Origin of the sequence: Thaumasiovibrio subtropicus (assembly GCF_019703835.1) — a bacterium.
GTDB classification, from domain to species: Bacteria; Pseudomonadota; Gammaproteobacteria; order Enterobacterales; family Vibrionaceae; genus Thaumasiovibrio; species Thaumasiovibrio subtropicus.
Genome location: NZ_AP023054.1, coordinates 3,415,582 through 3,435,054, shown reverse-complemented (window position 1 = coordinate 3,435,054; position 19,473 = coordinate 3,415,582). Strand labels below are relative to the sequence as shown.

The window sequence follows — 19,473 nt, the reverse complement described above, 5'->3', positions numbered from 1 at the left end:
CCAAACCTCGATTCTATACAGCGCATACTTGTAAGCGCAGCATCACCCTCTAAACGAGGAGGTTTTGCATTCGGGTATTTTCATAGAATATGAGCTGAAGTAGCTATCTAAGGATTGAATGGTGAGCCACAACAAAAAACGGCCTGAGTAGATTCAGGCCGTTGTTATTAAAGTATCTGATTAAGAATGTGATCTGCTCTAAAACGTCTTAAACGCTTCAAAAGCTTCTTAACTGGCAGTGGGTAGCTACTAATGTCTTCAATATCGAGATAGCTACCAACGAGGCGTGTGTGCGTTAAAATAGTATCGATCTCTTGCTGCTTTTGTTCAGCGATCAACTGATGCTTATCGTTCACTAAAATAGCGTTCTCTAAATCAAGTTTCCAAGCACGTGGGTTTAGATTATTACCCGTGATCATCATGAACTGCTTGTCTACCCATAGCCCTTTGAGATGAAAACTGTTGGTTTCATGCTTCCAAAGGTGAATGGCGAGTTGGCGACGAGCCAAAGCGGCTTCGTTCTGGCGCGCGAAATTACGAAGGTTTATTTCGTAGAGGTAGGGTAAACCAGAGATCGTTTTAAAAGGCTCCGAAGGTGGGCTATAGAAATCATTCGCTGTTTTATCACCGACGACAATCGTCACTTTCACACCACGCTTTAGCGCTTTCTTCACTTCTACTGCGATACTACGAGGAAAATTGAAGTAGGGAGTGCAAATGATAAGTTCATTTTGGGCACTCGCGATTAAACGCTTAATGTAGTTATTCAGTTTGTTCTTGCGCTTACCTAGGCCAATAAGAGGAATCAATCCTACTTGGTTTTGAGCAACTTCTTCAGCTTTGTATTGATAGCTGGATCGCGAAAGGTTACTCCGCAGGGCTTTAATTGCGCCTTTAAGCACTTTTGTTTGCGGGCGATTCTTTTGGTTTAGGCAAGTCACCGCATCACTCGCAACAAGTGTTTCGGTGATTAAATTAGCCATTGAGTTCGCTAAAGAGTGATTGTGCACTATGTGATAGCGGTCGTATCGATAACGATCATGTTGGGCAAGGTAGATATCGTTAAGGCTTGCGCCACTGTAGATTACAGTATCATCAACGATAAAACCTTTAAGGTGTAGTACCCCAAAGACTTCGCGATTACGTACTGGCACGCCAAGCACTTCTACTTGGTGTTCATACTTATTCGCGAACTCCTGATAAAGGGCTGCATTACCTTCTGATTGTGCTGCACCGATCAACCCTCGTTGGGCACGATGCCAATCAACAAGTACTTTTATATCTAATGTGGGATTTTGCTGTTTGGCCTTATAGAGAGCCTCTAGAATGCCTCTACCGGCATCATCATCTTGCAGATATAAGGCAACTAAGTAAATCCGTCGCTGAGCTCGTTCTATGGCCCTATGAAGCTGTTCTCTAAAATCTTTGGCATCTAGCAGAGTAGTCAGTTGCTCTGGGTTATGCGCTATCTGTGGCAACTGTTCAATGAATTGCCTTTGTAATGTCGCTGAGTCCATTATCTTCTCTAAAAAACGCTAAATGGCGTAGATATGATGTTCTTTTGGCGAGTATAACAAATTTTGGGATCCAACTCTTTGTTATACAGAGTTACTCACACTCTGCAACACTATATTGCATTGGAAGAAGCTTTTTTCCACCTTGCTCGGTGTAGCGCACAAATCTTGTTGCTAGATCATTTGGAAGCAGGCTTTTATCAATGACCTTAAAGCCATTCTTTACATACAAGCGTTCTAAATGTTCGTAGGCGAAGCAGTAGACATCGAGGTTGCAGCTCGAAATGCTGGCTTTAATGAGTTCTGAAGCAATACCTTCGCCACGCCTTTCAGGCACAACAAGCATCGCAGACATAAACGTAAATCGCTCATAATCGCGGTATTTAATCAGTCCAAGCCAAGTGGAGTTCTCTTTTACGGCCCAAAGCCTATCCGCTTTATTGGCTTTACCCGCGGGATAATGGTCTTTATAGAGCTTATTGGCTAAAGGAACGTGTAGCTTATCAATCGGTGTGTATAACGGGTTTGACATGGAAAAAACTGCGATAGGGAAGTGAATACGCTACTATAGCGCATCTATTTTTTGGGACGGTGTCTAATTTATGTTTGTTTTGCCGGAAACCAGTTTGGCTGCGCACCATACGCTAGGGATTGATGTAAGCGCGAAAAGGATCGTTGTTGCCGAGTCAGTAGAAGACGTTCAAATGTTATGGCAGACACCGCCAGACAGCCAATCGCCTAAGCTCGTTTTGGGCAAGGGTAGTAATGTACTGTTCACTAATGACAGTGATGTCACTATTGTGCTTAATCGTATTCCTGGGATTGAGCACCGTGAAACCGAAACTGCGCACTACTTGCACGTCGGTGCAGGCGAAGACTGGCCAAATTTTGTTGCGTGGGCGGTGGATAAGGGTATTGGTGGACTTGAGAACTTGGCACTGATTCCTGGGTGCGTTGGTTCTTCGCCAATTCAGAATATTGGTGCCTATGGGGTCGAGTTGAAAGACGTGGTCGACTATGTAGATGCCCTAAATTTGGATGAGGGTACGGTAGAACGACTGAATACAGATGACTGTCAGTTTGGCTATCGTGACTCTATTTTTAAACACCGTTTCCGTCATAGCCATATCATCGTCGCAGTAGGGTTTAGATTGAGCAAAGTCTGGACGCCGGTCCTCAATTATGGACCACTACAAACACTAGAGCCGGCAACAGTAACCCCTCGAGAAATCTTTGATCTTGTCTGCAAAGTACGTCAAGAAAAGCTGCCAGATCCCGCAGTGATCGGCAATGCAGGCAGCTTTTTCAAAAATCCGGTTTTGCCAAGTCGCGATGTTGAAGCGCTCTTAGTTACCCATCCAGAGGCTCCGCATTATGTTGTCTCCGAGCGGGAAACGAAGCTGGCTGCGGGATGGTTGATTGATCAGTGTGGGCTAAAAGGCTTCCGTATCGGAGGAGCGCAAGTGCATCCTAAGCAAGCACTCGTCCTCACCAATGTGGGCGGAGCAACCGCTGCGGATATCGTGGCGTTAGCGCGACATGTGGTCAACAGTGTCAAAGCAAAATTTGGTGTAGTGCTTGAACATGAAGTGCGATTTTATCAAGGTACAGAAGAAGTGACGCTTAGTGAGGTAGATAATGACTGAGCACTTGTCGCGATTACAGATCATAGAGTTGCTCTCTGATGGACAATTTCACTCCGGGCAAAAAATAGGCGATTCGTTGGGCATAAGCCGAGCGGCTGTGAATAAACATATCCAAGTACTTAAAGAGTGGGGGATAGACATCTTCCGTATTCAGGGAAAAGGATATCAACTCGCAATTCCATTTGAGTTGCTTGACCGTGCCCGTTTGCAACAAGACGTTGGCGAAGCACAGTTTGAACTTATCCCTGTTATCGACTCTACGAATCAGTACTTGCTTGACAAAGGAGCATCATTACAGAGTGGTCACTGTTGTGTCGCGGAATTGCAGACCGCGGGGCGTGGTCGACGTGGTCGCGCTTGGTACTCACCATTTGGTAGTAATATTTACCTTTCTATGTATTGGCGCTTAGATGCGGGAATGGCAGCTGCAATGGGACTGAGTCTGGTTGTTGGGGTGATTGCCGCTGAAACTTTGCGTGAGGTGACAGGTGCTGATGTAAAGGTAAAGTGGCCTAATGACCTTTATGTGGATGATAAAAAACTTGCGGGTATTTTAGTTGAGCTTACTGGACAAGCCGGTGATGCAGCCCATGTTGTCATGGGGATGGGGATCAATTTCTCAATGGAGAATGAGACCTCAGTAATTGATCAGCCGTGGACATCGCTTGTTCAAGCATGTCAACATATGCCGTCTCGCAATACGCTTGTTGCTACGCTCATAAATCGTCTGCGGACGGGGCTTGCAGAGTACGAGTTGCAAGGGTTAAATGCGTTTTTGTCGCGATGGAATACGTTAGATAATTATCTAGGCCGAGCTGTGAAAATCATCATGGGTGAACGCGTGGTTGAAGGCGTGGCTAGAGGCATTACACCTCAAGGAGGGTTAATGCTTGAAATGCCCAATGGAGAACAGCAAACATTTGTCGGCGGGGAAGTGAGTCTCAGAGGAAACGATGCAATTACTGATTGAAGCTGGCAATACTTATGTAAAGTTGGCAGGTATAGAGCAGGATCAGAGCGTAACTCAACTTGGTAAGTATCCAAGTGCACAGCTGGATCTTGTGCTAGAACCATTAGTTGATGGTGGTATTGAGCGTATTGTTTTTGCCAGTGTTGGTCCAGGTGTTATTGATAACACCATTCAACGCATCGCTCAGGAAAATCGTATTCCTTGTATGCACGTCAGAACACAGCGAAAAGATTTTGGGGTTAAGAATGCCTATAGCCAATATCAATATCTGGGAGTAGATCGTTGGCTTACACTGATCTCGGTTTATCAGCAGAGTAAGCAGGCGGCCGTGATTATAGATATTGGTACTGCACTGACGTTTGATGTGTTAGCAGAGGACGGTAAACATCTAGGTGGTTGGATTGCACCGGGCTATCAATTGATGATGGAGTCGGTGCTGGCCAATACCAGTAAAGTTTTCTCTGAAGGTGACCACAAAGAAGAGATCCATTTTGCGGATAACACCGCCGATGGTTTGAAAAATGGTTGCCGAGCAGCCTTAATGGGAATGATTCAATTTGGTATTGCGGAAGCAAAAGAGAAATTGGGTTGTGAACCTGAAGTGATTTTATGTGGTGGAGGGGTGCGACATATCCCAACACAACTTCGAAAACAGTATACGCATCGGTCAGATCTTGTACTGCAAGGGCTCGCTTTATACGCAATGAAGCGTTAATGGTGAAAAAGTGCGCGATTAGGTGATGATTTTAATAAAAAAACGTAGATTAGGGCTTGCAAGGGCAAATAAGTTTCCATAGAATGCGCATCACCAAGCCGACTTAGCTCAGTAGGTAGAGCAACTGACTTGTAATCAGTAGGTCACCAGTTCGATTCCGGTAGTCGGCACCAGTTTTTAAAAATTTTGTGGAGGGGTTCCCGAGTGGCCAAAGGGAGCAGACTGTAAATCTGCCGGCTCCGCCTTCGATGGTTCGAATCCGTCCCCCTCCACCATTTTTCAAGTAGTTTGAATAGCTCAAAGAGTTACGAGAGTTTGCGGGCATCGTATAATGGCTATTACCTCAGCCTTCCAAGCTGATGATGCGGGTTCGATTCCCGCTGCCCGCTCCATTTCTCAAAGTGTGCTGATATAGCTCAGTTGGTAGAGCGCACCCTTGGTAAGGGTGAGGTCGGCAGTTCGAATCTGCCTATTAGCACCACCTCTTCGTGTCATTCAGACCATTTGTTATATACTCTACAAACCCATGATTGGTTGTGTGGTCGTAACGCCACCTAATACCGTGCTTAGAGGGACTATCCATGTCTAAAGAAAAATTTGAACGTACAAAACCGCACGTTAACGTTGGTACTATCGGCCACGTTGACCACGGTAAAACTACTCTGACTGCTGCTATCTGTACTACTTTGTCAAAAGTATACGGTGGTGAAGCGAAAGACTTCGCATCTATCGATAACGCTCCAGAAGAGCGTGAGCGTGGTATCACCATCTCTACTTCACACGTAGAGTACGATACTCCAACTCGTCACTACGCACACGTTGACTGCCCAGGACACGCTGACTACGTTAAGAACATGATCACCGGTGCTGCACAGATGGACGGTGGTATCCTTGTAGTAGCTGCGACTGATGGCCCAATGCCTCAGACTCGTGAGCACATCCTACTAGGTCGTCAGGTTGGTATCCCTTACATCATCGTATTCATGAACAAGTGTGACATGGTTGATGATGAAGAGCTACTAGAGCTAGTTGAGATGGAAGTACGTGAACTTCTATCTGAGTACGACTTCCCAGGTGATGATTGCCCAGTAATCATGGGTTCAGCTCTAGGTGCACTTAACGGTGAGAAAGAGTGGGAAGACAAAGTTGTTGAGCTAGCAGAAGCGCTAGACAGCTACATCCCAGAGCCAGAGCGTGCAATCGACAAGCCGTTCATCCTACCAATCGAAGATGTATTCTCAATCCAAGGCCGTGGTACAGTTGTAACTGGTCGTGTTGAGCAAGGTATCATCAACGTAGGTGACGAAGTAGAAATCATCGGTATCAAAGAGACAACCACTACAACTTGTACTGGTGTTGAAATGTTCCGTAAGCTTCTAGACGAAGGCCGTGCTGGTGAGAACGTTGGTGTTCTACTACGTGGTACTAAGCGTGACGAAGTTGAGCGTGGTCAAGTACTAGCGAAGCCTGGTTCAATCACTCCTCACACTAAGTTCGAGTCAGAAGTATACGTACTTTCAAAAGATGAAGGCGGCCGTCATACTCCGTTCTTCAAAGGCTACCGCCCACAGTTCTACTTCCGTACAACTGACGTGACTGGTACTATCGAGCTGCCAGAAGGCGTTGAGATGGTAATGCCAGGCGACAACATCAAGATGGTTGTAGAGCTAATCGCTCCAATCGCAATGGATGAAGGTCTACGCTTCGCAATCCGTGAAGGTGGCCGTACCGTTGGTGCTGGTGTTGTTGCGAAAATCTTTGATTAAGATTTGACGAACAGCTAATAAAAAGGGCATCATTTGATGCCCTTTTTAAGCATTGTACTTAAGTGTTGGTCATTTATTGATCGAGTACGTGCATCTAAAAGCAGTTTAGAGTTAAAGGCAACAATCTTGTCGCCTTTATCGGTTGACCTCGCACGTGCGGGGTGATTTTCGTCTATGATGTAGACAAGTTACAGGTTGATAGTATGAAAACAAATGCCGAAGCGCAGAATGAAAGTGGCTCAATGGACCTCCTTAAATGGTTAGGTGTATTCGCGTTGCTTGCTGCGGCTGTTGTAGGAAATTACCTGTACAGTGACATTTCTGTTGTGATCCGCGCTGCTGCCGTAGTTGCTTTGGTTGCTGCTGCTGCCGGTCTCGCATCATTAACCCTGAAAGGAAAGAATGCTATTGCATTCGCACGTGAGTCGCGAATGGAAGTTCGCAAGGTTGTTTGGCCTACTCGTCAAGAAGCAACGCAAACAACACTTATCGTTCTTGCAGTCACTGTCGTTATGGCGCTAGTACTTTGGGGTATCGACGGCGTGATGGTTCGTTTGGTACGTCTAGTAACTGGCGTATAGAGGTAAAAATTTATGAGTGAAGCTCCTAAAAAACGCTGGTATGTCGTACAAGCTTTTTCTGGCTTTGAAGGTCGTGTCGCGCAGTCTTTGCGTGAGCACATCAAAATGCACGGTATGGAAGAATACTTTGAAGAAGTACTCGTACCGACTGAAGAAGTGGTCGAGATGCGTGCAGGTCAGCGCCGTAAGAGTGAACGTAAGTTCTTCCCTGGCTATGTGCTGGTCCAAATGGTAATGAACGATGAAACTTGGCACTTGGTACGTAGTATTCCACGTGTAATGGGCTTCATTGGTGGCACTTCTGACCGCCCTGCTCCGATTTCTGATAAAGAAGCGGCGGCTATTCTTAACCGTCTTGAGAAAGCAAGTGAGTCTCCTGTCCATAAGACAGTGTTTGAACCAGGGGAAGTGGTACGCGTTACCGATGGTCCATTTGCTGACTTCAACGGTGTCGTTGAAGAAGTTGACTACGACAAGAGCCGTTTGAAAGTTTCTGTATCGATTTTCGGACGAGCAACCCCAGTAGAATTGGAGTTTGGTCAGGTAGAGAAAAGCTGATCAAATATTCACCAAGAGTATTGGCAAGGGCGCGAAATTGAACTATAATTTCGCGCCCTTTCGTTAGACGGGGAGTCTGTTCTAGAAAACAGACGTTAGAACCCAAATTTAAGGTAATTTACAATGGCTAAGAAAGTAGAAGCTTACATCAAGCTGCAAGTTGCAGCTGGTATGGCTAACCCTTCACCACCAGTTGGTCCAGCTCTGGGTCAGCACGGTGTGAACATCATGGAATTCTGTAAAGCGTTTAACGCTAAGACTGACTCTGTAGAGAAAGGTCTTCCAATTCCTGTTGTTATCACTGTATACAACGATCGTTCTTTCACGTTCGTAACTAAGACTCCACCTGCTGCAGTTCTTCTGAAGAAAGCGGCTGGCGTTAAGTCTGGTTCAGGTCGTCCTAACACTGAGAAAGTTGGTACTGTTACTGACGCTCAGCTACAGGAAATCGCTGAAACTAAAGCTGCAGACATGACTGGCGCGGACATCGAAGCGATGAAGCGTTCTATCGCTGGTACTGCTCGTTCAATGGGCCTAGTGGTAGAGGGTTAATACAATGGCAAAACTGACTAAGCGTATGCGCGTTATTCGCGAAAAAGTTGACGTAACTAAAGAGTACGAAATCAACGAAGCTGTCGCTCTTCTAAAAGAACTAGCAACAGCTAAGTTCGTAGAAAGTGTTGACGTTGCTGTTAACCTAGGTATCGACGCTCGTAAATCTGATCAGAACGTACGTGGTGCGACTGTTCTTCCTCACGGTACTGGCCGTGATATCCGCGTTGCAGTGTTCACTCAGGGTGCAAACGCTGAAGCAGCTAAAGAAGCTGGCGCTGACATCGTAGGTATGGAAGATCTAGCTGATCAGGTTAAGAAAGGCGAGATGAACTTCGACGTTGTTATCGCATCTCCAGATGCAATGCGCGTTGTTGGTCAACTAGGTACTATCCTAGGTCCACGCGGCCTGATGCCAAACCCGAAAGTGGGTACTGTAACACCTAACGTTGCTGACGCTGTTAAGAACGCGAAAGCAGGTCAGGTTCGTTACCGTAACGACAAGAACGGCATCATCCACACTACCATCGGTAAAGTGGATTTCGACGCTGACAAGCTAAAAGAAAACCTAGAAGCTCTATTGGTAGCACTGAAGAAAGCGAAGCCTTCTTCTGCAAAAGGTACTTTCATCCAGAAAGTTAGCCTGTCTACCACTATGGGCGCAGGTGTTGCACTAGACCAGAACACTCTGGACACTAACGCAGCAAACTAATTGTCAGGATTGGTGGATTAATGTATAATCCGCCAACTCTGAAATGGCTAAAGCTCACAACTCTTCAGTTTTGAATTGACGTGAGCTTTCGTCCAAGACCGTAGGTGTTTCATTAGAAACTTAATCTAGCCTGCGTAGACGGTGCCAAGAACTCGATTGTTAATATTTTTCGTATATTAGGTCTATTGGGAACTGCACCGTTTTTCACGCTCACTTTTATAGTGGGTTGTATAAACAACCAGGAGCAAATCCAATGGCACTAAATCTTCAAGACAAAAAAGCAATTGTTGCTGCAGTCAATGAAGCAGCCGGTGGTGCACTTTCTGCAGTTGTTGCTGACTCTCGTGGCGTTGAAGTTGGTGCGATGACTTCTCTACGTAAACAAGCGCGTGAAGCGGGTGTTTACATGAAAGTTGTTCGTAACACACTAGCACGTCGTGCAGTTGAAGGTACTGATTTTGAATGTCTTTCTGAGACTTTCACTGGTCCTACTCTGCTTGCTTTCTCTAACGAGCACCCAGGTGCGGCAGCGCGTCTTTTTAAAGACTTCGCTAAAGAGAACGCAAACTTCGAAGTTAAAGCAGCTGCTTTCGAAGGCAACATCACTGATGTAGAAGTACTAGCGAAACTACCAACTTACGACGAAGCAATTGCACGCCTAATGATGTGCATGAAAGAAGCTTCAGCTGGCAAGCTGGTTCGCACTATCGCGGCTATCCGCGATGCAAAAGAAGCTGCATAATCCTTGCACTTCTTTGGTTGTATTTTAAACTAATTATTGACTTTAAAGAGAATTGTTATGTCTATTACTAACGAGCAAATCCTAGACGCAGTTGCAGAAATGTCTGTGATGCAAGTTGTTGAGCTTATCGAAGCTATGGAAGAAAAATTCGGCGTATCTGCTGCAGCTGCAGTAGTTGCTGGTGGTGCTGGCGAAGGCGCTGCTGCTGAAGAGCAAACCGAGTTTGACGTAATCCTAACTGCTGCTGGCGGTAACAAAGTACAAGTTATCAAAGCAGTACGTGGCGCAACTGGCCTAGGTCTTAAAGAAGCTAAAGCTCTAGTAGACGGCGCTCCTTCACCTCTTAAAGAAGGTGTAGAGAAGGACGAAGCTGAAGCGCTTAAAGCTCAGCTAGAAGAAGTTGGTGCATCTGTTGAAATTAAGTAATTATTACTTAGTTTCATAGCCTGTAAAGGCTAATGGCTGGTGGCTAAATAGCCACCGGCCTTTTTGCGCTGTAGGGGGGTGGTGAATTTTACCCTGTTTTGTCACCGCGTCTCTTGCAAAAAAATAACCTATTTTTCAACAGGTTATTCCTACACTAAACAGTGCTAAGTCACTACCTCGTAATTTTGAGGTGGTTTGGATCACTTATCAGCGATCTGAGGAACCTATGGTTTACTCTTATACCGAGAAAAAGCGTATCCGTAAGGATTTTGGTAAGCGTCCTCAAGTTTTGGACATACCATATTTGCTATCGATCCAGCTCGATTCGTTCGAGAAGTTCATTGAACAGGATCCGGAAGGGCAATACGGTTTAGAAGCTGCCTTCCGCTCTGTATTCCCAATCCAGAGCTACAATGGCAATTCCGAGTTGCAATACGTTAGCTATCGTCTCGGTGAGCCGGTCTTTGATGTGAAAGAATGTCAGATTCGTGGCGTGACATACTCAGCTCCACTTCGTGTGAAGTTGCGTCTTGTTATGTACGATAAAGATGCGCCGGCTGGTACCGTAAAAGACATTAAAGAGCAAGAAGTCTATATGGGCGAAATTCCGCTCATGACGGATAACGGTACTTTTGTTATCAATGGTACCGAGAGGGTTATCGTATCCCAGCTGCACCGTAGCCCGGGTGTCTTCTTTGACAGCGATAAGGGTAAGACCCATTCCTCAGGAAAAGTGCTCTATAACGCACGCGTTATCCCTTACCGTGGCTCTTGGTTAGACTTCGAATTCGACCCGAAAGACAACGTTTATGTTCGTATAGACCGTCGTCGTAAGCTACCTGCATCTATCATTCTACGTGCTCTGGATTACACAACTGAGCAGATTCTTGACATGTTCTTCGATAAGGTAAACTTCGAAGTTCAAGGCAAGAACCTAGTGATGGAACTTGTACCTGATCGTCTGCGTGGTGAAACTGCAACGTTTGATATCGTTGCAAATGGCAAGACCTATGTAGAACAAGGTCGCCGTATTACTGCGCGTCATATCCGTCAGTTGCAAAAAGATGATGTTGACCACATCGAAGTACCTGTTGAGTACATCGTAGGCAAAGTAGCATCTCGCGACTACGTGAACGAAGCGACAGGTGAAGTTATCGCTGCGGCGAACCAAGAACTGAGCCTAGAGTCATTGGCGTTGTTGTCACAAGCTGGCTTCAAGTCAATTGAAACGCTTTACACTAACGACCTAGATAACGGTTCGTTTATGTCAGATACCTTGCGTATCGACAGCACGACCGATCGTCTAAGTGCGCTAGTAGAAATTTACCGCATGATGCGTCCTGGTGAGCCACCAACGCGTGAAGCGGCAGAACAATTGTTCGAAAGCCTATTCTTCTCCGAAGAGCGTTACGACCTATCAGCGGTTGGTCGTATGAAGTTTAACAGCTCGCTTGTTCGTGAAGAGACCACAGGCGCAGGTACCCTAAGTCACGAAGATATTATCGATGTCATGCGTAAGCTCATCGATATTCGTAACGGTAAAGGTGAAGTTGATGATATCGACCACCTAGGTAACCGCCGCATTCGTTCTGTGGGCGAGATGGCTGAGAACCAGTTCCGTGTTGGTCTAGTACGTGTTGAGCGTGCTGTTAAAGAGCGTCTAAGTCTTGGTGATTTAGATAGCGTTATGCCACAGGATCTGATCAACGCTAAGCCGATTTCTGCGGCAGTAAAAGAGTTCTTTGGCTCTTCGCAACTGTCTCAGTTTATGGATCAAAACAACCCGTTGTCAGAAGTGACGCACAAGCGTCGTATTTCTGCTCTCGGTCCAGGTGGTCTGACGCGTGAGCGTGCAGGCTTTGAAGTTCGAGATGTACACGCTACCCACTACGGTCGCCTATGTCCTATCGAAACACCTGAAGGTCCAAACATCGGTCTGATCAACTCATTGTCAGCGTTTGCTCGTTGTAACCCATATGGTTTCCTTGAAACGCCATACCGTCGTGTTGTTGACGGTAAAGTAACCGATGAGGTTGATTACCTTTCAGCTATCGAAGAAGGCCACTACGTTATCGCACAGGCTAACGCCGTGTTGAACGAAGATGGTTCTTTTGCTGATGAACTGATTACTGCTCGTGAAAAAGGTGAATCAGGCCTACATCCACGTGACCATGTTCAATACATGGACGTTGCAACCAACCAGGTTGTTTCTGTGGCGGCTTCTTTGATTCCATTCCTAGAGCACGATGATGCGAACCGTGCCCTTATGGGTGCGAACATGCAACGTCAGGCAGTACCAACACTACGCGCGGATAAGCCGTTAGTTGGTACGGGTATTGAACGTAATGTTGCCGTTGACTCTGGTGTAACGTCTGTTGCTAAACGCGGTGGTGTTGTCCAATCTGTCGACGCGTCTCGTATCGTTGTTAAGGTTAATGAAGAAGAGCTGGTTCCTGGTGAAGCAGGTATCGACATCTACAACCTAACGAAGTACACCCGTTCTAACCAGAACACCTGTATCAACCAGCGTCCAACTGTGATGCCTGGTGAGCCTGTAGGTCGTGGAGACGTATTGGCTGATGGTCCTTCAACAGACCTAGGTGAACTTGCTCTTGGCCAGAACATGCGTATCGCGTTCATGCCTTGGAACGGTTATAACTTCGAGGACTCCATCCTAGTTTCTGAGCGTGTTGTACAGGAAGATCGCCTGACAACTATCCACATTCAAGAGCTTTCTTGTGTGGCGCGTGATACTAAGCTGGGTAGTGAAGAAATTACTGCCGACATCCCTAACGTGGGTGAAGCAGCACTCTCTAAGCTTGATGAGTCAGGTATCGTTTATATCGGTGCTGAAGTGAAAGGTGGTGACATCTTAGTGGGTAAAGTGACCCCTAAAGGTGAAACCCAATTGACACCAGAAGAAAAACTTCTGCGCGCAATCTTTGGTGAGAAAGCGTCAGATGTTAAAGACTCTTCTCTGCGTGTACCTAACTCAGTATCTGGTACGGTTATCGACGTACAGGTCTTTACTCGCGATGGCGTTGAGAAAGACAAGCGTGCGCTTGAAATCGAAGAGATGCAACTGAAAGAAGCGAAGAAGGACATTACCGAGGAGTTCCAAATCCTTGAGGGTGGTCTTTTGATGCGTGTTCGTAATTTGTTGGCTCAAGCTGGTTACAGCGAAGGCAAACTAGCGGGCATGGATCGTCAAGCGCTCTTCTCGCAAACTCTTGATGATGAAGCGCAGCAAACTCAGCTAGAGCAACTAGCAGAGCAGTACGACGAGCTGAAAGCAGAGTTCGACAAGAAGTTCGAAACTAAGCGTCGTAAGATCACTCAGGGTGATGATCTTGCACCGGGTGTACTGAAGATTGTGAAAGTTTACCTCGCGGTTAAACGTCGCATTCAGCCTGGTGATAAGATGGCGGGTCGTCACGGTAACAAAGGTGTTATCTCGAAGATCTGTCCAGTTGAAGACATGCCTTACGATGAGAAAGGCCAGACTGTCGACATCGTATTGAACCCATTGGGTGTACCATCTCGTATGAACATCGGTCAGATCCTTGAGACTCACATGGGTCTTGCAGCGAAGGGTATCGGTGACAAGATTAACGAGATGCTGAAGCAGCAACGTGAACTTCATGAGTTCCGTAACTTCCTACAGAAGGTGTATGACCTCGGTGATACTCGCCAGAAAGTAGATGTTGCTTCTCTATCTGATGACGAAGTGCGCACTCTGATTAAGAACCTGCGTGGCGGTTTACCGATCGCGACACCTGTCTTCGACGGTGCACCTGAGCCAGCGATTAAAGAGCTACTGAAGTTAGGCGATTTGCCTGAGTCTGGTCAGCTAACGCTGTTTGATGGTCGTACTGGTGAACAGTTTGAGCGTCCTGTAACGGTTGGTTACATGTACATGCTGAAACTAAACCACTTGGTTGATGACAAGATGCACGCCCGTTCAACTGGTTCTTACAGCCTTGTTACTCAGCAGCCGTTGGGTGGTAAAGCACAGTTCGGTGGCCAGCGTTTCGGTGAAATGGAAGTATGGGCACTGGAAGCATACGGTGCGGCGTATACCCTGCAAGAAATGCTGACTGTTAAGTCGGATGACGTGAATGGCCGTACGAAGATGTATAAGAACATCGTCGATGGCGATCACCGCATGGAACCAGGTATGCCGGAATCATTCAACGTATTGTTGAAAGAGATCCGCTCGTTGGGCATCAACATCGAGTTGGAAGACGAATAAGCGACGTGTTCTAACTCGTCACTTACCGTTATTCCGGTAGAAATATGAAGGCGTCAGTGCGCTGGCGCCTTTATGGGTCAACTCCTCACAGGAGCCAAATGTGAAAGACTTACTTAAGTTTCTGAAAGCACAACATAAGACTGAAGAATTTGACGCGATCAAAATCGGTCTTGCTTCACCTGACATGATCCGTTCATGGTCTTTTGGTGAAGTTAAAAAACCAGAAACCATCAACTATCGAACTTTTAAGCCTGAGCGTGACGGTTTGTTCTGTGCACGTATCTTTGGCCCGGTTAAAGACTACGAGTGTTTGTGTGGTAAGTACAAGCGCCTGAAGCACCGTGGTGTAATTTGTGAAAAATGTGGCGTTGAAGTAACTCAGACCAAAGTACGTCGTGAGCGTATGGGTCACATTGAGCTTGCTTCTCCCGTTGCCCACATCTGGTTCCTGAAGTCGCTGCCTTCTCGTATCGGTTTGTTAATGGACATGCCGCTACGTGACATTGAGCGCGTACTGTACTTCGAATCATACATCGTTATCGAACCAGGTATGACCAACCTCGAGCGCGGCCAAATGCTGACTGAAGAGCAGTACTTGGACTCTCTTGAAGAGTGGGGCGATGAATTCGACGCACGTATGGGTGCAGAAGCGGTTAAAGCACTTTTGGTCAACATGGACCTTAATGCTGAAATCGAACTCATGCGTGAAGAGTTGGAAGAAACTAACTCTGAAACTAAGCGTAAGAAGCTAACTAAGCGTCTTAAGCTAGTTGAAGCTTTTGTCCAGTCTGGTAACAACCCAGAATGGATGGTACTGGAAGTACTGCCGGTTCTACCGCCAGATCTACGTCCACTCGTACCACTGGATGGCGGTCGTTTCGCAACGTCAGATCTCAACGATCTGTATCGTCGTGTTATCAACCGTAACAACCGTTTGAAGCGTCTTCTCGATCTTGCCGCACCAGACATTATCGTACGTAACGAAAAGCGTATGCTACAAGAGTCTGTTGATGCATTGCTTGATAACGGCCGTCGTGGCCGCGCGATCACGGGTTCTAACAAGCGTCCTCTTAAGTCGCTTGCAGACATGATCAAAGGTAAGCAAGGTCGTTTCCGTCAGAACCTGCTTGGTAAGCGTGTAGACTACTCTGGCCGTTCGGTAATCACCGTAGGTCCATACCTTCGTCTGCACCAGTGTGGTCTTCCTAAGAAGATGGCACTTGAGCTGTTTAAGCCATTCATCTACAGCAAGCTTGAAACGCGTGGTCTAGCGACAACGATTAAAGCCGCGAAGAAGATGGTAGAACGTGAAGAAGCGGTTGTTTGGGACATCCTAGACGAAGTTATTCGCGAACACCCAGTAATGCTTAACCGTGCACCAACACTGCACCGTTTGGGTATTCAGGCGTTCGAACCTGTGCTCATCGAAGGTAAAGCGATTCAGCTTCACCCGCTTGTGTGTGCGGCTTATAACGCCGACTTCGATGGGGACCAGATGGCGGTTCACTTGCCACTGACACTAGAAGCACAGCTTGAAGCACGTGCATTGATGATGTCGACAAATAACATTCTGTCGCCAGCATCAGGTGATCCTATCATCGTTCCTTCTCAGGACGTTGTCTTGGGTCTTTACTACATGACACGTGACAAGATTAACGCGAAGGGCGAAGGTATGTACCTTGCTAGCCCTGCAGAAGCAGAAAAAGCGTACCGTACAGGTAATGCTGCGCTGCACTCTCGCGTAAAAGTGCGTATCACAGAACACAGCAAAGATGAGCAGGGTAACGAAGTTAGTGAAACCAAATTGGTCGACACTACCGTTGGTCGTGCCATGCTGTGGGCAATCGTACCGAAAGGCCTGCCATTCGAACTTGTTAACCAAGCGCTGGGTAAGAAGCAGATCTCAAACCTGCTGAACACCTGTTACCGTGTACTTGGTCTGAAAGACACTGTTGTTTTTGCTGACCAAATTATGTACACCGGTTTCGCCTACGCAGCAATGTCTGGTGTGTCTGTTGGTATCGACGATATGGTTGTACCAGAGGCGAAATACACCAAGATTGCAGAAGCAGAAGCGGAAGTTGCTGAAATTCAAGAGCAGTTCCAATCTGGTCTGGTTACCGCAGGTGAGCGTTACAACAAAGTTATCGATATCTGGGCAACCGCGAACGAGCAAGTTGCTAAAGCGATGATGGATAACCTGTCTTCTGAAACCGTGATCAACCGTGATGGCGAAGAAGAAGAGCAGAAGTCATTCAACAGCGTATACATGATGGCCGATTCAGGTGCGCGTGGTTCTGCGGCACAGATTCGTCAGCTAGCGGGTATGCGTGGTCTGATGGCGAAGCCGGATGGCTCTATCATCGAAACACCGATCACAGCGAACTTCCGTGAAGGTCTGAACGTACTCCAGTACTTCATCTCTACTCACGGTGCTCGTAAAGGTCTAGCGGATACCGCACTGAAAACAGCGAACTCGGGTTACCTAACGCGTCGTCTTGTAGACGTAGCTCAAGACGTAGTTATCACATCGGATGATTGTGGTACGCATGCAGGTATTACCATGACTGCGCTTGTTGAGGGTGGTGATGTTAAAGAGCCGCTAGGTACTCGCGTACTAGGTCGTGTGGTTGCAGAAGATGTCATCAAACCAGGTACAGAGAACGAAGTGCTTGCACCTCGCAACACCCTTCTTGATGAGAAGTGGTGTGACATCCTGGAAGAGAACTCTGTTGACCAAGTTAAAGTCCGTTCGGTCGTAACGTGTGACAATGACTTCGGTTGTTGTAAGTTCTGTTATGGTCGTGACCTAGCGCGTGGCCACATGGTGAACACAGGTGAAGCCGTTGGTGTTATCGCAGCACAGTCAATCGGTGAGCCGGGTACACAGCTAACCATGCGTACGTTCCACATTGGTGGTGCGGCATCGCGTGCAGCAGCAGAGAGCAGCATTCAGGTTAAGAACAATGGTTCTATGAAGCTGCACAATGCGAAGTTCGTTACCAACAACGAAGGTAAGCTAGTGATCACCTCGCGTGCATCTGAGCTAACTATCGTTGATGAGTTCGGTCGTACGAAGGAGAGCTATAAGCTTCCTTACGGTACTATCTTGAACAAGGTAAATGACGAAGCTGTTAAGTCTGGTGAAACGATCGCTAACTGGGATCCGCACACCATGCCAATCATCACTGAGGTAGAAGGTCGTCTACAGTTCGTTGATATGATCGACGGCGTGACGGTTTCTCGCCAAACGGATGAGCTAACAGGTCTATCTTCAGTGGTAGTACTTGATGCAGCTGAGCGTGCAAGTGCTGGTAAAGACATGCGTCCTACCATTAAGTTGGTTGATGAGAATGGTCACGATGTGATGATTCCGGGTACCGACATGCCTGCGCAGTACTTCCTACCTGGTAAAGCGATTGTCCAGTTGGATGATGGTGCTAACGTAGGTATTGGTGACACCCTATCTCGTATTCCTCAGGAATCTGGCGGTACGAAGGATATCACCGGTGGTCTACCTCGCGTTGCTGACTTGTTCGAAGCACGTAAGCCAAAAGAGCCTGCAATCCTTGCGGAAATCACGGGTGCAGTATCGTTCGGTAAAGAGACTAAAGGTAAGCGTCGTTTAATCATCACACCAATGGACGGTTCGCCGTACGAAGAGATGATTCCAAAGCATCGTCAGCTTAACGTTTTCGAAGGTGAAAAAGTTGAGAAGGGTGATGTGATTGCCGATGGTCCAGAAGCACCTCATGACATTCTCCGTCTACGTGGTGTTCACGCGGTAGCTGAGTACATCGTTAACGAAGTACAGGAAGTTTACCGTCTGCAAGGCGTTAAGATTAACGACAAGCACATCGAGACGATCATTCGTCAGATGCTACGTAAGGTAACTATCTCTGCTTCTGGTGACTCTGAGTTCCTAGAAGGTGAGCAGCTAGAGTACTCTCGCGTGAAGATTGCTAACCGTCAGCTAGAAGCTGAAGGCAAGCAGCCTGCACTGTTTGAGCGTGACCTACTAGGTATTACTAAAGCGTCACTTGCGACCGAGTCGTTCATCTCAGCGGCATCGTTCCAGGAAACAACGCGCGTACTAACCGAAGCGGCAGTATCTGGTAAGCGTGATGAGCTACGTGGTCTGAAAGAGAACGTTATCGTGGGTCGTCTGATCCCAGCGGGTACCGGTTTCGCTTACCACCAAGATCGTCAACGCAAACGTGACGCAGAACTGGAGCCAGAAGTACCACAAGTTGATGCAGAGCAAGCCTCTCAAGACTTGGCAGCACTTCTGAATGCAGGTCTAGGTGGCGATAACTAAGCCACTGCAAAAAGCGTTTAAAAAGGCATCCTACGGGATGCCTTTTTTATGCCCGCTGCATTTCGATAGTCGCCAGCATGTGAACGAGTCAAACGCTTAAAGCGCTCGCTGAAGATGTATTTTAAGGTTTGAGTCTACAGCGGTGAAAAAGTAAGGCATCGAACCGATACCTTACTGAGGCTGTTATTGTGAAGACTAAGCGCCCGGTGGCTTCATGAGGCTTTCAGTGATGAGTTGAATCAGTTGGTCTTCGAAATCAAACCGCTTTTCCATCATTTCACCCATTGCTGAAATATCAGGGTCGAAGTCCTCAAGAGGATCATCTTCGCTCACTTCCGCATACTTATCATTGAAATTGAGCAAAGGATCCGTTGTTGCCATGATCTGCTCATAGGTATATGTCATCTCCGGTGTCGCCTTAAACCCAGTTTGGTTCCAACGATCCATGACCATGTTGTAGATTTTGAAATGACCAGCAGAGATATAATCGACGAGCTGGCCGCAAAAGAGCTCGAGTTGAGAAGACGAAGGCAACTGACGGGCAGCTTGCTCATAAGGTGGCAGACCGACAAGCTTACAATAATCGGTAAGCAGTTGTTGTCTGTTGAGCAGCCATTGATCGATCACGTCACTGTTACCGCCCCATTGTTGTTGTACTTGTTCAAACTTGCTTAGCATGACGACATCCTCGTGGATCTACCTGCAAATATGCTGCGTATGG

At 46.9% G+C, this 19,473-nt stretch carries 15 protein-coding genes and 4 tRNA genes; 16 read left to right on the top strand and 3 right to left on the bottom strand.

Going from position 1 to position 19,473, the window contains the following annotated elements; all coding sequences use genetic code 11:
* Window positions 1-167: 167 nt before the first annotated feature.
* On the bottom strand, window positions 168-1,517 hold the full coding sequence (gene pssA, locus TSUB_RS15360) for a CDP-diacylglycerol--serine O-phosphatidyltransferase (protein ID WP_087017480.1): 1,350 nt from the start codon (window positions 1,515-1,517) through the stop codon (window positions 168-170).
* Between the two features lie 91 nt (window positions 1,518-1,608).
* Complete coding sequence (locus TSUB_RS15355) at window positions 1,609-2,046, bottom strand: GNAT family N-acetyltransferase (RefSeq protein WP_087017478.1); 438 nt, start codon at window positions 2,044-2,046, stop codon at window positions 1,609-1,611.
* A 70-nt stretch (window positions 2,047-2,116) separates the two neighbouring features.
* Here TSUB_RS15355 and murB point away from each other — a divergent pair, with 70 nt between their 5' ends.
* The 16 genes from murB to rpoC all read left to right on the top strand — a co-directional run bounded on the left by murB (window position 2,117) and on the right by rpoC (window position 18,752).
* Window positions 2,117-3,160 carry a UDP-N-acetylmuramate dehydrogenase gene (gene murB / locus TSUB_RS15350; protein WP_087017476.1) on the top strand — a complete coding sequence of 348 codons (1,044 nt, stop codon included), beginning with the start codon at window positions 2,117-2,119 and terminating at the stop codon, window positions 3,158-3,160.
* On the top strand, window positions 3,153-4,130 hold the full coding sequence (gene birA / locus TSUB_RS15345; RefSeq protein WP_087017474.1) for a bifunctional biotin--[acetyl-CoA-carboxylase] ligase/biotin operon repressor BirA: 978 nt from the start codon (window positions 3,153-3,155) through the stop codon (window positions 4,128-4,130). Before murB ends, birA begins: the two co-directional genes overlap by 8 nt.
* Window positions 4,114-4,845 carry a type III pantothenate kinase gene (locus tag TSUB_RS15340; RefSeq protein WP_087017472.1) on the top strand — a complete coding sequence of 244 codons (732 nt, stop codon included), beginning with the start codon at window positions 4,114-4,116 and terminating at the stop codon, window positions 4,843-4,845. The genes birA and TSUB_RS15340 overlap by 17 nt, the downstream gene beginning before the upstream one ends.
* A 97-nt stretch (window positions 4,846-4,942) precedes the next feature.
* Window positions 4,943-5,018: transfer RNA gene (locus TSUB_RS15335), tRNA-Thr, on the top strand.
* A 17-nt stretch (window positions 5,019-5,035) separates the two neighbouring features.
* Window positions 5,036-5,120: transfer RNA gene (locus TSUB_RS15330), tRNA-Tyr, on the top strand.
* A gap of 42 nt (window positions 5,121-5,162) precedes the next feature.
* Window positions 5,163-5,237 (top strand) — tRNA-Gly (locus tag TSUB_RS15325).
* A 13-nt stretch (window positions 5,238-5,250) separates the two neighbouring features.
* Window positions 5,251-5,326, top strand: a tRNA-Thr gene (locus tag TSUB_RS15320).
* A 100-nt stretch (window positions 5,327-5,426) separates the two neighbouring features.
* Window positions 5,427-6,611 (top strand): elongation factor Tu, encoded by a 1,185-nt coding sequence (tuf, locus tag TSUB_RS15315; protein ID WP_087017546.1) that lies wholly within the window; start codon window positions 5,427-5,429, stop codon window positions 6,609-6,611.
* A gap of 203 nt (window positions 6,612-6,814) precedes the next feature.
* Window positions 6,815-7,192 (top strand): preprotein translocase subunit SecE, encoded by a 378-nt coding sequence (gene secE, locus TSUB_RS15310; protein WP_087020297.1) that lies wholly within the window; start codon window positions 6,815-6,817, stop codon window positions 7,190-7,192.
* Between the two features lie 12 nt (window positions 7,193-7,204).
* The gene (gene nusG, locus TSUB_RS15305; protein WP_087020294.1) at window positions 7,205-7,750 is read left to right on the top strand and encodes a transcription termination/antitermination protein NusG; all 546 of its coding nucleotides are present in this window, start codon (window positions 7,205-7,207) and stop codon (window positions 7,748-7,750) included.
* A gap of 123 nt (window positions 7,751-7,873) precedes the next feature.
* Window positions 7,874-8,302 (top strand): 50S ribosomal protein L11, encoded by a 429-nt coding sequence (rplK, locus tag TSUB_RS15300; RefSeq protein WP_087020291.1) that lies wholly within the window; start codon window positions 7,874-7,876, stop codon window positions 8,300-8,302.
* A 4-nt stretch (window positions 8,303-8,306) separates the two neighbouring features.
* Complete coding sequence (rplA, locus tag TSUB_RS15295) at window positions 8,307-9,014, top strand: 50S ribosomal protein L1 (RefSeq protein ID WP_087020288.1); 708 nt, start codon at window positions 8,307-8,309, stop codon at window positions 9,012-9,014.
* 253 nt (window positions 9,015-9,267) lie between these two features.
* Window positions 9,268-9,756: a 50S ribosomal protein L10 gene (rplJ, locus tag TSUB_RS15290; RefSeq protein WP_087020284.1), complete on the top strand. Its 489-nt coding sequence runs from the start codon at window positions 9,268-9,270 to the stop codon at window positions 9,754-9,756.
* 57 nt (window positions 9,757-9,813) lie between these two features.
* Window positions 9,814-10,182 (top strand): 50S ribosomal protein L7/L12, encoded by a 369-nt coding sequence (gene rplL, locus TSUB_RS15285; protein WP_221274548.1) that lies wholly within the window; start codon window positions 9,814-9,816, stop codon window positions 10,180-10,182.
* Window positions 10,183-10,408: 226 nt separating this feature from the next.
* On the top strand, window positions 10,409-14,434 hold the full coding sequence (gene rpoB / locus TSUB_RS15280; protein WP_087026696.1) for a DNA-directed RNA polymerase subunit beta: 4,026 nt from the start codon (window positions 10,409-10,411) through the stop codon (window positions 14,432-14,434).
* 100 nt (window positions 14,435-14,534) lie between these two features.
* Entirely contained in the window at window positions 14,535-18,752 is a 4,218-nt protein-coding gene (rpoC, locus tag TSUB_RS15275) for a DNA-directed RNA polymerase subunit beta' (RefSeq protein WP_087026700.1), read from the top strand.
* Window positions 18,753-18,947: 195 nt separating this feature from the next.
* Here rpoC and rsd read toward each other — a convergent pair whose 3' ends face one another.
* Window positions 18,948-19,430: a sigma D regulator gene (gene rsd / locus TSUB_RS15270; RefSeq protein WP_087026703.1), complete on the bottom strand. Its 483-nt coding sequence runs from the start codon at window positions 19,428-19,430 to the stop codon at window positions 18,948-18,950.
* Window positions 19,431-19,473: the final 43 nt, after the last annotated feature.

What these genes read in the sequence shown, in the direction of transcription:
- pssA (WP_087017480.1), bottom strand. Translation starts at nt 1,517, where the DNA reads ATGGACTCAGCGACATTACAAAGGCAATTCATTGAACAGTTGCCACAG.
- TSUB_RS15355 (WP_087017478.1), bottom strand. Translation starts at nt 2,046, where the DNA reads ATGTCAAACCCGTTATACACACCGATTGATAAGCTACACGTTCCTTTA.
- murB (WP_087017476.1), top strand. Translation starts at nt 2,117, where the DNA reads ATGTTTGTTTTGCCGGAAACCAGTTTGGCTGCGCACCATACGCTAGGG.
- birA (WP_087017474.1), top strand. Translation starts at nt 3,153, where the DNA reads ATGACTGAGCACTTGTCGCGATTACAGATCATAGAGTTGCTCTCTGAT.
- TSUB_RS15340 (WP_087017472.1), top strand. Translation starts at nt 4,114, where the DNA reads ATGCAATTACTGATTGAAGCTGGCAATACTTATGTAAAGTTGGCAGGT.
- tuf (WP_087017546.1), top strand. Translation starts at nt 5,427, where the DNA reads ATGTCTAAAGAAAAATTTGAACGTACAAAACCGCACGTTAACGTTGGT.
- secE (WP_087020297.1), top strand. Translation starts at nt 6,815, where the DNA reads ATGAAAACAAATGCCGAAGCGCAGAATGAAAGTGGCTCAATGGACCTC.
- nusG (WP_087020294.1), top strand. Translation starts at nt 7,205, where the DNA reads ATGAGTGAAGCTCCTAAAAAACGCTGGTATGTCGTACAAGCTTTTTCT.
- rplK (WP_087020291.1), top strand. Translation starts at nt 7,874, where the DNA reads ATGGCTAAGAAAGTAGAAGCTTACATCAAGCTGCAAGTTGCAGCTGGT.
- rplA (WP_087020288.1), top strand. Translation starts at nt 8,307, where the DNA reads ATGGCAAAACTGACTAAGCGTATGCGCGTTATTCGCGAAAAAGTTGAC.
- rplJ (WP_087020284.1), top strand. Translation starts at nt 9,268, where the DNA reads ATGGCACTAAATCTTCAAGACAAAAAAGCAATTGTTGCTGCAGTCAAT.
- rplL (WP_221274548.1), top strand. Translation starts at nt 9,814, where the DNA reads ATGTCTATTACTAACGAGCAAATCCTAGACGCAGTTGCAGAAATGTCT.
- rpoB (WP_087026696.1), top strand. Translation starts at nt 10,409, where the DNA reads ATGGTTTACTCTTATACCGAGAAAAAGCGTATCCGTAAGGATTTTGGT.
- rsd (WP_087026703.1), bottom strand. Translation starts at nt 19,430, where the DNA reads ATGCTAAGCAAGTTTGAACAAGTACAACAACAATGGGGCGGTAACAGT.